This is a genomic window from Pedobacter sp. ok626 (genome assembly GCF_900100435.1).
In the GTDB taxonomy this organism is placed as follows: domain Bacteria; phylum Bacteroidota; class Bacteroidia; order Sphingobacteriales; family Sphingobacteriaceae; genus Pedobacter.
Window position 1 is genome coordinate 409,785 of the sequence record NZ_FNEX01000003.1, and the last position, 12,625, is coordinate 422,409.

At 36.9% G+C, this 12,625-nt stretch carries 12 protein-coding genes and 1 tRNA gene; 10 read left to right on the plus strand and 3 right to left on the minus strand.

Annotation, left to right across the window (positions count from 1 at the left end; all coding sequences use genetic code 11):
- Window positions 1-19 precede the first annotated feature (19 nt).
- From BLS35_RS06065 to BLS35_RS06080, 4 genes are all read left to right on the plus strand, one after another.
- Window positions 20-1,021, plus strand: coding sequence for a TlpA disulfide reductase family protein (locus BLS35_RS06065; protein ID WP_090778820.1), 1,002 nt, complete (start codon window positions 20-22; stop codon window positions 1,019-1,021).
- 176 nt (window positions 1,022-1,197) lie between these two features.
- On the plus strand, window positions 1,198-1,518 hold the full coding sequence (locus BLS35_RS06070; RefSeq protein ID WP_090778822.1) for a hypothetical protein: 321 nt from the start codon (window positions 1,198-1,200) through the stop codon (window positions 1,516-1,518).
- A gap of 42 nt (window positions 1,519-1,560) precedes the next feature.
- Window positions 1,561-2,106: a hypothetical protein gene (locus tag BLS35_RS06075; protein ID WP_090778824.1), complete on the plus strand. Its 546-nt coding sequence runs from the start codon at window positions 1,561-1,563 to the stop codon at window positions 2,104-2,106.
- Window positions 2,107-2,246: 140 nt separating this feature from the next.
- Complete coding sequence (locus BLS35_RS06080; RefSeq protein WP_132225942.1) at window positions 2,247-2,960, plus strand: hypothetical protein; 714 nt, start codon at window positions 2,247-2,249, stop codon at window positions 2,958-2,960.
- Window positions 2,961-3,168: 208 nt separating this feature from the next.
- On the opposite strand, the gene BLS35_RS06085 is transcribed toward BLS35_RS06080, so the two are convergent.
- Window positions 3,169-3,241, minus strand: a tRNA-Lys gene (locus BLS35_RS06085).
- Between the two features lie 143 nt (window positions 3,242-3,384).
- The gene (pncB, locus tag BLS35_RS06090) at window positions 3,385-4,569 is read right to left on the minus strand and encodes a nicotinate phosphoribosyltransferase (protein WP_090778828.1); all 1,185 of its coding nucleotides are present in this window, start codon (window positions 4,567-4,569) and stop codon (window positions 3,385-3,387) included.
- Window positions 4,570-4,747: 178 nt separating this feature from the next.
- Here pncB and BLS35_RS06095 point away from each other — a divergent pair, with 178 nt between their 5' ends.
- The 6 genes from BLS35_RS06095 to BLS35_RS06120 all read left to right on the plus strand — a co-directional run bounded on the left by BLS35_RS06095 (window position 4,748) and on the right by BLS35_RS06120 (window position 12,133).
- Window positions 4,748-5,488, plus strand: a complete 741-nt coding sequence (locus BLS35_RS06095) for a polysaccharide biosynthesis/export family protein (protein ID WP_090778830.1) — start codon at window positions 4,748-4,750, stop codon at window positions 5,486-5,488.
- A 26-nt stretch (window positions 5,489-5,514) separates the two neighbouring features.
- Entirely contained in the window at window positions 5,515-7,824 is a 2,310-nt protein-coding gene (locus BLS35_RS06100) for a GumC family protein (protein WP_090778832.1), read from the plus strand.
- Window positions 7,825-7,941: 117 nt separating this feature from the next.
- Window positions 7,942-8,475 (plus strand): UpxY family transcription antiterminator, encoded by a 534-nt coding sequence (locus tag BLS35_RS06105; protein WP_090778834.1) that lies wholly within the window; start codon window positions 7,942-7,944, stop codon window positions 8,473-8,475.
- Between the two features lie 46 nt (window positions 8,476-8,521).
- On the plus strand, window positions 8,522-9,694 hold the full coding sequence (locus BLS35_RS06110) for a DegT/DnrJ/EryC1/StrS family aminotransferase (RefSeq protein ID WP_090778836.1): 1,173 nt from the start codon (window positions 8,522-8,524) through the stop codon (window positions 9,692-9,694).
- A 20-nt stretch (window positions 9,695-9,714) separates the two neighbouring features.
- Entirely contained in the window at window positions 9,715-10,824 is a 1,110-nt protein-coding gene (locus BLS35_RS06115) for a glycosyltransferase family 4 protein (protein WP_090778838.1), read from the plus strand.
- A gap of 61 nt (window positions 10,825-10,885) precedes the next feature.
- Window positions 10,886-12,133 carry a DegT/DnrJ/EryC1/StrS family aminotransferase gene (locus BLS35_RS06120; RefSeq protein WP_090778840.1) on the plus strand — a complete coding sequence of 416 codons (1,248 nt, stop codon included), beginning with the start codon at window positions 10,886-10,888 and terminating at the stop codon, window positions 12,131-12,133.
- 96 nt (window positions 12,134-12,229) lie between these two features.
- Here BLS35_RS06120 and BLS35_RS06125 read toward each other — a convergent pair whose 3' ends face one another.
- On the minus strand, window positions 12,230-12,586 hold the full coding sequence (locus BLS35_RS06125; protein WP_090778842.1) for a helix-turn-helix domain-containing protein: 357 nt from the start codon (window positions 12,584-12,586) through the stop codon (window positions 12,230-12,232).
- Window positions 12,587-12,625 lie beyond the last annotated feature (39 nt).

Genomic DNA, 12,625 nt, shown 5'->3' on the forward strand with positions numbered 1-12,625 from the left:
GCTTTAATTTTCTTTTATTATGTATAGAATTATCTTCATCCTGTTTATGGCTATACCATATGTAGGTTTTTCACAAAAAAACAACTTTGTTGTAAAGGGTACAATCGGGCAGCTAAGTGCACCGGCTAAGGTTTATTTAAAATATTACACGGGTACGCAGACAAAAATTGATTCGGCGGTACTGAAAAAAGGCAAGTTTGAAATTCATGGTTATTTAAGTGACATCAACCGGGGAATCTTTTATGTAAATCCTAAAGGTACGGGAACATCGCGCGAAGATTACCGCTATTTATATATCGACAAGGGCACTACGGTATTGAATAGTACTGGGACTGCCAGAGCTGCCACAGCTACCGGAACACAAATCATAGCCGAAGATATTGCTTACCAGGCTGCGCTGGCACAGGGAACTGTAGAGCAGTTCATCAAAGCAAATCCATCATCCATTATCTGTTTGAGAGCTTTATATGCGGACATTGCTAATGTTGAGCCTCAAAAGCTGGAGTCTCTGTTCCTGGGTTTATCTCCGAAGATTCAGCAGAGCAACGATGGCAAAGGACTTTTGTCTACCCTTCAGGGGCTAAAACGAGTAGCAATAGGTCAAACGGCCCCTGACTTTTCACAGGCCGACACGACGGGGAAAGCAGTACAGCTTTCTTCATTTCGTGGGAAGTATGTATTAGTTGATTTCTGGGCATCCTGGTGCGGTCCCTGCCGGAAGGAAAATCCAACGCTGATCAGGTTATATCAATCTTATAAAGGATCAAATTTTGAAATCCTGGGTGTGTCGCTGGATGCGCAATCTGGAAAAAATGACTGGATTGAAGCCATTCATACAGATCAGCTGCTCTGGCCACAGGTTTCTGATTTAAAGGCGGAAAATGAGGCTGCAAAATTATATGGAGTGACAGCCATTCCGCAAAACTTTTTAATAGATCCGAACGGACGGATTATTGCAAAGAACCTGAAGGGCGCCGAGCTTGAAAAAAAGCTAGCCGACATCTTAGGTAAATCAAAGTAATTTGAGATTCCGGATAAAAAAAAGCTTGCAATCATAGGATTGCAAGCTTGATTTATTGAAAGGATCTAACTTTATAAAGCCAGCTTACATGAATTGAAATTAACCGATAAATAAAACGTCGTTCTAAAGCTTTTGCAGGATTTACTATTTTTCCATTCATCATTACCGCTTCCATAATGATATCATTATGGGTGTACTACCAAGGTAAAGTATTAGGTTTCGAATTTTCACCAACACAAATAAGGATCCAAACAAGCAAGCTGGCTACCATTGATAAAGTTCAAGTAGAAAAAATAATCATCGTGCAAAAAGATCAAAGTGCCATTGAGTTGGAAATCAAAACAAAGAAAAACAGTTATTCGTTTTATAATTTTGATGATACATTTTTGAGTACCATTAAAGCATATTTTCAGTTACAAAAAGAGGATAAATACGAAACCAATTACAAAACAAAAACAGAGAAAAGAATATTCGAACTGATTAAAAACATCAGCTAATAAATTAAGGTTTTATGAATACGAGCTTAAAAACAGAAAATAATGAAAAATATCATCATACCCCTATTGCTAATTATAAATTCTTTTCAAAGCGAGCAAGCATTCATAGCTGTTGCAAAAAAGTTAAATCCTGAGCAACTTGACAAATCAATAAATAAACAAGACGGTTTGTTCATACTTATCAAAAAAAATAGCGAAGATTTTGTTCGCATTATTCCACCTAAAAATTCAAAATTTGAACTTCCAGACAGTTCGGCAAAAACTGAAGCTTTTAAATATGGAGACTTTAATGCAGATGGAAAAAAAGATATCTTAGTGTATTTGGGGGCTTGCGGAACAGGTGGTTGTATGTATGGCTTGTTTTTAAATCAATATAAAAACTATTACAAATTGGCGTATCTAGACTATTTAAAAAATGTGGAATTTAAAATAGAAAAAAATGGTTTATGGACGATCAAATCGTCAGAAGAAATAGAACCGTACAACCCTTCTAAAATTCAAATAACAGCTTATAAATTTGATAAAAAAACCTATCAATACAAATTAGACAGCAAATATCTATATGAAGATAAAGGAGGCAAACAATGATAAACGAAATAAAAAAAACGCCACAAACATCAGGAAAGGTGGCGGATTTTGTAGTCCAATCCTGCCTATAGGCAGGGATTATTTAACCCAATACAAAGCTCAAAATCCTTAGCTTTAATCATTTCCAAAAATTACTAAAAATGAAAAAATATATCTTTTTAATTGTTTTACAAAGTTTTACATCGTGCATGGCGCAAGAAGCCCCCACCCTTACCACTAAAGAAAAAAATGAAATCCAGGATTTTTTTGGAGTAAAAGGAAATGTTAAAGAAATACATACCGACATTGAAGCCCTAACTACAGCTGGCAAAGCAAACTATAGCACCACCACTTCATTTTATATAAACGGAGCACCTATAGAAACAAAAATGTATGAAAATGGTAAGTTCCAAAAAACTGAACCTTGGCGACCTAGCAATAAAGAAGATGAGAAAGGATGGGAATTAATTGAAGAATTTGACAGTAAAAAAAGACTGCAAAAAACTACAAAATATAATAATGGGCGTGTTGTAGCTGAAACCGAATATAAATATGATGATTCATCAAATAAAATTGAAGAATTTGAAAAAATCAACAAAACAATAAGGAGTTTTAAGTATAACAAACTTGGAAAACTAGCGGAAGAGATTGAATATGGTGCTAACAGAAATGATTGGTATTCAAAGAAAAAATACAGTTACGATGACAAAGCAAATTCAATTGAAGTATTAATTTACTATTATCCAGATGATAAGGCCCAGAGCGGAAAAGTAATTAAATCATATGATGCAAAAGGCAGCTTAATAAAAAGTATTCAATATGATAAAGATAACGCTATGATTACAAGCAATGTCCGAAAAATAACCTACTATTAAAATCTAGCAAGTTTCAATTTCGGCCTGAACAAAAAGCCCAAACATTAACATTAAAACTAACCTATTGAAACCTACTTATAGCATATTTCGCAAAGGATGGGTGTTTCTATTTGTAATTTATTAGATATTCCGGGTATTCCCGGAAAACAATAAAAGCTTGCAATCATTTGATTTGCAAGCTTTTATACGTTTGAGATATTCTTCTCTGTGATCCCGCTGGGATTCGAACCCAGGACCACTACATTAAAAGTGTAATGCTCTACCAGCTGAGCTACGGAATCATCTATCGTTTGATAAGGGTGCAAAGATAGAATTATTAATTTATTCTACTAAATATTTTTTCAAAAAAAAGAGACATAACTTATAATCCACTTATTACCAGACAGATTATTTACAATCAACCTTAAAAAACTGGCTCAATTCATTAATTGATGCCTAAAATAACTTTAGCAAGATGGATCATTTCTGGATTGCCGGTGTATTTACCTGGTTCATCAGACAATTTAACCACCTCTGTCCATTCCCCATCCTGCGGTTGTGCTTCTGTCATTTTAATTACGATATTCATCGGCTCAGGCCCCGCGTCATTGGTAAAGTTAGTCCCTATACCAAAAGACATCCCTATCTTATCGCCACAGTGATCTGCAATACGGACTACCTTCTCATAGTCCAATCCATCCGAGAAGATAATAGTCTTCGATTTAGGATCGATGCCCATTCCCTGGTAGTGGGCAATTACCTTATCTGCAAATATCAGCGGATCGCCGCTATCATGCCGCACGCCATCAAACAGTTTAGAATACATCTTATCAAACTGCTTAAAAAAAACATCTGTAGTATAGGTATCAGATAGTGCAATTCCCAAATCACCACGATAAACCTGAACCCAATGCTCCAAGCCCATCGCATTGGCCATTTTGAAACCATATCTTGCAGCATGAAACATAAACCATTCGTGTGCATGGGTACCTATTGGCTTTGTTTGATGTAGCATGGCCATATGCACATTACTGGTTCCAATAAAAGAGCCCTTTCCGTATGTACTTAAAGATTGAAGCACCAAGCGTTGCACCTGATATGAATATCGTCGACGTGTACCAAACTCCGCTACGGTTACTCCAAGATCTCTGTAGCTTTCTATTTTATGCCTGGCCAAATCAATCACCTCCTGATCGCTGATCCTGGTAGCATTCCCCAAAACATAATACAGTTCGCAAATGAGAGACATTAAAGGAACTTCCCATAAAATGGTACGATACCATAAGCCTTCGACACTTACCTTTAACTGATCTCCCTCCTGCTCTATGTGCACTTCATCGGGATTAAAACGATAACCTTCGAGAAAATCAAGGTACACTGGATCGAGATAAGGGCAGTTGAGTTGAAGAAACCGTTTCTCTTCGCGACTTAGCTTTAATAAGGCCATACTATTGACAGCGCTTCGTAAAGCTGTGGCAAACCCTGGAGGAAATAGATGTTTTCCGCGGTTTATAAATTGATACCGTGCCTTTGCCCCAGGGAATAATCTAATCACTCCTTGTTGCATGGTCACTTTGTAAAAGTCGTTATCAAGAATTGAGGATAACGGAAATGTAAACATTGTACTCATACTTTGTAAACCTTGTAAAATCTATGAACAATTTACCATTCTTTTCCGTAAAACTTAGTGTAAACATTTACAATTTGAAATACAACAGAGCATCCCCAGAGCATACTGGCTTATTATTTCTATAACTTTATTAAACAAATTAAAGATTATCATTTGTGAAATTCTAGCCTTGAACAAAATGAAAAAACTATGCTTTGCTTTGTCAATGTCAATGGTCTTAATGGCCTGCGCACCGCACAGAAATCTTGTTTACTTTAGCAACCTTTCTGAAGTTTCTAACAGCCAAATAGAAAATATACCTGAACTTAAGCTACAAAAAAACGATCAGTTAAGCATGTCGTTGACCAGCTTGAATGCGGAGTATAATGCGCTATTTGCCGGCCCCACCAATGGTCCCACTCCTGGTAAGGCCGTATTTAGAATAAACAACAATGGAATGATCACCTTACCATTATTAGGTGATTTAAAGGTTGAAGGACTAACCGTTGAAGAGGCCCAAAATTTAATTACAAAGGAGCTTAAAAAGCAGATTAAAAATCCTGTAGTAGATCTTGAACTGGTTAATTTCAAAATCACTGTAATTGGAGAAGTGAACCATCCGGCCTCGCTAACCGTCCCTGGGGATCAGATTAACTTATTGGAGGCATTAGGTATGGCTGGTGACATGACCGTATATGGCAAAAGGGAGAATGTGCTGGTGATCAGGGAAACAAACGGAACACGCCAAATGACCAGACTTAATCTCAATGATAAGAACATATATGGCTCGCCCTTTTTTCACTTAAAACAGAATGACATAGTTTATGTTGAGCCCGATAAATCTAAAGAAAAAGAATTCAATCCAAACGTCCGTGCATTACCGATCATAACGACTTGCATATCGGCCATAGCTGTATTACTAACTGCATTATTAAGATAATACGTTCAATTTATAATTACATACACATGAACACTCCATCTTATCAAAATACGACACCTACAGAGAATTACAAGGCCATTTTGCAGGTCTTTTTAAAAAAATGGTATTTCTTTTTAATAGGTATAGCACTGTGCTTATTAGGGGCTTTCTTTTACCTGAAAACCTCAACACCTCAATATAAGGTAAGCAGTACTTTATATGTACAAGACGATAGAAATAGTGATGGTGTACAAAAAGAGACTGCCTTTAGCGATCTTAACATGTTTAAAACAGATAGGAAGGCATACAATGAGATGGAAGCCTTGCGCTCCAGGGAGCTTATTTACAAAACGGTAAAAGCACTTTCTCTCGATGTAGCCTATTTCCAAAAAGGCACCTTTAGAGATAAAGAGCTATATGGTAAAAACTTGCCGTTTAAAGTTAAGATTGTTGGAATAAACCCTACAGGCTATAGAAAGGCATTAGAGATAAGCCCCTTAAATGATCAGCAATTTACCCTGAAGGATAAAGACAAGACATTTGTGTTTTCCTATGATTCATTAATTCAGAAACCCGGATACAAAATAATAGTCAGTAAAGGGCCCGCAATTAAAAAAACGACTAAGCCGGTAAGGCTGAAGTTTAAAGATCTGGAGCTCATGGCAGAATCGTATAGCTTAGGTGGTCTAAAAATTCTGGCTATTGAAAAGGACGCAAGTACAATTGTAATCAGTCTGAATGATAACCTTCCTCAAAGAGGCATGGAAATACTAACCTACCTTATAGACACTTACAACAAGGAAAATCTAATTAAGAAAAACGCCACTGCGATAAATACAGTCAATTTTATAGATAAAAGATTGAAATACTTAAATCAAGATTTGAGCAACGTTGAACATGATGTAGAAAATTACAAACAAAGCAATATGATCACAGATATAAACATGGATGCACAAACAAACATTGCAAAATCCAGTGAATATCATCAAATGCTTTCTTCGACGAACATGCAGCTTAATGTACTGGCTTCTCTTGAAAAATACGTTAATAACAATAGTTTGAACCTGGTGCCTAGCTCATTGAGTATAAACAACTCGACCTTAAACGAATTGACCAGTAAATTTAATGCAATACAACAGGAAAGAAATCGGATGCTACGCACTTCTGAGGAAGCAAATCCACTGGTAGAGAATTTAACAGCTCAATTAATTAGTTTAAAATCAAATATTAGGGAAAATCTTGCAAACATAAGAAGAGGCTTAACGATTGAAAGGGATAACCTGCAAGCAACAACTTCCAATTTAAATTCTAAAACTCGTTTGGTACCTGCTGTAGAGCGGGGAATACAAGAAAGAAGCAGAGAACAAAGTGTAAAAGCGAATTTGTACAATTATCTATTGCAAAAAAGAGAAGAAACAACCCTTTTGCTTTCTGGAACTGCACCAACATCTCAAATAGTTGACAAACCAGCTTACAATAGTATACCTGTAAGTCCTAAAACTCAATTAATTTACCTTATGGCCGGTATTTTAGGCTTTTTTATACCAGGAGCTGCAATTTACGGCCGATCAGCAATGAACAGTAAGATCACAGATGTAAAAGATATTGAACTGCTTACTGGAGTACCCGTTTTGGGGGTATTAAATCACCTTGAAAAACACGAAGCACCAGTACTCGAACAAAATAGTAGGTCTACAATGTCTGAATTGTTTAGATACATAAGAAGTAACCTGCATTTCATGAACTCTGGCCTACCCGATCAGGTCATGCTGATCACCTCTTGCATGAAGTCGGAAGGAAAGACCTTTTTCTCTATTAACCTGGGTATGACTTTAGCATCGGTAAACAAAAAAGTTGTGTTGCTGGAGTTTGATATGCGCGAACCGCAATTACTTCAAAAAATGCATTTAAGCTCAAAAATTGGCATTACAGATTATTTATTAAGAGATGATGTTACTATTGATGATCTCATTTTAAACTCTAGAAGATACCATGACTTGCTGCTGATTGACTGCGGTCAGGTACCGGGAAACCCCGCTGAATTGATGATGCATCCAAAAATCGGACAAATGCTGGAAGAATTGAAATGCAGATTTGATTATGTGATCATTGATACTGCCCCTGTTGGCCAGGTTGCGGATGCTTTTAGCTTGTCTAAATACATAGATCTGAGTATATATCTGGTTCGCTATAATTATACCGATAAATTGCAACTTAATGTTTTGAAAGACATCCTCTATTATAAAAAACTAACCAACCCTATGGTAGTTTTCAATGACGCAAAAATTAATAACAGTACAACATACGGATATGGTGGATATGGATATGGCTTAAGCCTGGAGGTATCAAAGAATTAACAAAAATCATCCCTGATTTAGTTTATGAAGAAATTGTCATGTAAGTGATGTAGCGAAGCTGTGCGGTGGTTTTGACAATTCCTTCCAATTTGTCTTTGTAATCTAAAAATTCTCATAATGGAAAATCAATTCGGCTCCAGACACCCATGGACCAGACGCTGGTTAGTTGTTTATACCCGTCCGAGATGGGAAAAAAAAGTGGACAAGCTATTAAAAGAACAGGATATCAAATCCTACTGTCCGATTAAACAGGTAACGAATCAATGGGCGGATAGAAAGAAAATTGTTGATCTACCCCTCTTTAGTGGTTACGTGTTTGTATGGGTTAGTGAACGTGAGGAGTATAAAGTAAGGGCGACACTAGGCGTACTAAATTTTATCTATTACATGGGAAAACCCGCTGTAATTAGGGACAATGTAATAGAGAATATTGAGCATCTGCTTAGCACGCATTCTGACTATGAGGTTATCAATTCGCAGGAAATAAATCATGGCGACCGCATTCGCATTAAAAGCGGCATATTTTACAATCAGGAAGGAACAGTTATCAAAGTACATGGTAAAACTGTTTTAATGGTTTTTGATCATCTGAATTGCGCCCTGGTCTCCAATGTCCCCCTGGCTGACGTAATGTTGAACACGGCAATATAGTTCGAATTACGTCAATAACAGATTTCAAACATTTAATCTTAAACAAATGATTCCTGTAACCAAACCATTTCTTCCAAAGGAAGAAGAATTTATAGAATATCTAAATAGTATCTGGGAACGTCAATGGCTTACTAATAACGGCCCATTGCTAAATGACCTTGAACTAAGACTTAAGGAGTATTTAGATATAAAACATTTGTTATACGTATGCAATGGCACTTTTGCATTACAATTGGCCATTAAAGCCTTACACCTTAGCGGCGAAGTGATCACTACACCATTCTCTTATGTTGCTACCACAAGTAGCATTGTTTGGGAGGGTTGTAAGCCTGTATATGTTGACATAGACAGTGAAACTTTTAACATTGATCCATCAAAAATTGAAGCGGCAATCACACCTCGTACTTCGGCTATACTGGCTACCCATGTTTATGGAAATCCATGCGACATAGATGCGATCCAGCAAATCGCCGATAAACATGGATTAAAAGTAATTTTTGATGGTGCGCACTGCTTTGGTACGCATTATAAAAACAAATCGATTTTTGAATATGGTGATATCAGTACAACAAGCTTTCATGCAACCAAATTATTTCACACCATTGAAGGTGGTGCAGTATTTACCCGGGACCCGGATCTATTAATGGAGATGGCCAGTATGCGCAATTTTGGACATAGTGGCCCTGACACCTTTTCTGGTCTTGGCGTGAATGGGAAGAACTGCGAGTTCCATGCAGCAATGGGCTTATGCAATCTGGAATCTGTAGACGAAATATTGGATAAAAGAAAAAGTCTGTCCTTACATTATTTCGCCAGGTTAAAAGGTTTAAAAGCAAAGTTCCCAAAATTAAACTCAAGTAAGGATTACAACTATGCTTACTTCCCTGTTCTGTTCGACTCTGAAGAACTCATGCTGAACTGCCTGAATATGTTGGAATTGAATAAGATTTACTGCAGAAGGTACTTCTACCCTCCTCTTTCTGCGTTGCCATATGTAGAATATTCAGTTATGCCTGTATGTGAAGACATATCAAGAAGAATCGTCTGTTTGCCGCTTTATCATACCCTAACCGTATCGGATCTGGATTTAATATGCCGTATTATATTAAGAGTGCAAAACAACCAGAAAGTAAAACCTAAGGTTATAGATGGTTTGGGTGGAATATTAGCCAATAAAGCTGCCACAGCAATTAATGGACATTCGTACATACACAAGTGAGTGCATCATTATAACGCATTATGGCAACTCCTACACGAAAACTATTCTTTATAATTAATACACTTAATGCAGGTGGTGCAGAAAGGGTAATTTCTAATTTGTGCAACTATTTTAACAGCCGCAACTTTGATGTAAGTATAGTTTGCCTGAATCAAAGTGAGCCAGCCTACTATCTCGCACCGGAAATAAAAGTTTATACTTTAGTTGATACAGAACGAAAATCAAACTTTCTATTCAGAATATGGTATAGCGGAGTAACTTTCTTTAAACTGCTTAATTTACTAATGAGCCACAGGCCGAAAATGATGATATCATTTATGACCACCGCTAATTTATGGGCAGGCATTGCTTGTAACGTGCTCGGTATACCGTATATAGTTTCCGAACGAACTTCACCGGATGATACAGTAAATAAATTTAATTACTTGTTTAGATGGTTGTCCTATCAAATTTACAATAAAGCACAGATGATTGTTGTCCCTTCTAAGGGTATGATTCCTTGTTTCAGAAAGAACAAATCATTTAGGAAGCTGCAGAATTTTGAGGTCATCAATAATCCTATAAACCAATTTAAACCCTCGGTAGCTACAGGCGTACACAAAAGAAAATTTATCCTTGCTGTTGGTAGGTTAGATGAACTAAAGGGTTTTGATTTACTTATTACTGCGTTTAAAAGTGTACAACGCAAGGATGTAGATTTATTGATATCCGGAGAAGGCCCCGATCGTAAAAAACTTGAAGACCAGATCCTGGATTTGGACCTGGAGCACCGGGTAAAATTAATAGGATTTAAATCAAACTTACAGGATTATTATAAACAAGCTCAATTGTTTGTACTTTCTTCGAGGCTTGAAGGCTATCCTAACGTATTGGTGGAAGCCATGAGTTTAGGTTGTGCTTGTGTGGCTGCAGACTGTGAATTTGGGCCAGCAGATATTATTGAGCATGAAAAGAATGGACTTCTTGTTAAAGCAAATAGTCCTATTCATTTAGCTGAGGCAATGAATCGCGCCCTGGAAGATACAGTACTTAAAGCCAAAATGGCGAGCAATGCAAGGCTGATTATTCATGCCAATTCTACGGAAAACACTTCAGAAAAATGGGAAAAACTAGTTCTGCAAAGTATATAGCCGGAGCCCATTAATAACCAATCGATACCATAAAATTCTTTTCATTTTAAAATTTAAGAATATGAACATTTCATTTTCACCACCGTTTATTGACCAAAACGTAATCAATGAGGTAATGGACACCCTAAAATCCGGTTGGATTACTTCTGGTCCGAAGGTTAAAGAGTTAGAGCAGGAGATTGTTCGTTTGACAAAGTCCAAATCGGCAGTCTGTGTAAATTCATGGACTTCGGGCGCTATCATGATGTTAAAATGGTTTGGGGTAAAAGAAGGTGATGAGGTTATTGTACCTGCATATTCCTACTGTGCCACTGCCTTGTGCGTATTGCATTGTGGCGCCACCCCGGTTATGGTAGATATATCAGATGATCTAACTATAGACCCGCAGCGCATAAAACAGGCCATTACTTCTAAAACCAAGGCGATAATTGCTGTTGACATAGCGGGTTGGCCATGTGACTACAATATGATCAAAGCTTTACTGAAGAGCCCCAGAGTTAGAGGTTTATTTGTGCCGAATTCGGAACAACAAAGAAGACTCGGCCGAATACTTTTAATTTCGGATGCTGCGCATTCTATTGGCGCAACGTACATGGGCCATTCTGCTGCGATATGTAGTGATGTTACGATATTCTCTTTCCATGCCGTAAAAAATATCACTACGGCGGAAGGTGGTTGCATATGTCTGAATTTACCTGGTAATTTTGATCATGAAGAAGAATATAAATTCTTAAAGATATTCTCCTTGAATGGCCAAAATAAAGACGCCTATACCAAATCGAAGGGTGGCAACTGGAAATACGACATTTTATATGAGGGGCTAAAAATCAATATGCCAGATATTTGTGCGGCAATAGGTTTGGCGCAGCTAAGACAATACAAAAATATTTTACTGCCTTCACGTAAAACCATCGCCTCAAAATATTGCGATGTTTTTAGCAGTTATAGTTGGTTCATTCCACCGTCACTAGAGGATTTTACCAGAGAGAGCTCCTATCATATTTTCCCTTTACGGATAAAGAACATTACGGAAGCACAAAGAGATCAAATCATTGATGAAATCGTTTCGCATGGAGTGATTGTGAATGTACACTTCATACCTATGCCCATGTTAACTTACTTTAAAAAAACAGGTTACAATATTGCCGACTATCCAAATAGCTATAAAAATTATGCCTGCGAGATATCATTGCCTATTTATCCAAATTTAACGAATGAAGATACCGATTACGTTATTGATGCGGTTATCAGTGCAGTACAATTACAACTTAAAAACAGCAAATTACAACAACTATCACACGTTGAATAAGTAATACTTTTGACTCGTAAATACACAAAAAAAGGGCGGTATCATGCATGATACCGCCCTTTTTTTGTGTTGTTTAAGAAAATTACGCTATGTAAATCAAGTTGGAAACTTATGACTCAATAGCTCATTGTATTTTTCGAGTAGCTTGATATACTTGTTCATCCAGTAATTGACTGAAAAAGATTCTGCCGTATTGTCGTCTCCATTCTTAAATTGATTGACATTGCTCGTTATTTCATCATCTACACGAGCAAAATCATCTGGAAATTCCTTTGAAAAGTCATACTTAATGGCATTTCCAATCTTACATATAATCTCAAAACTTAGAGATTCCTGATCGAACCAGTTGTATATGGTTCTTCTACTCACATGTAATTTTCTTGATAGCGCACTTATCCCCATATGGTCTCTCCTAACCGCACGCTCAATTACTTTACCTACATTTAAATCCATGACAAATTATTAATTTAGTTCATAAATTGATGACATTTA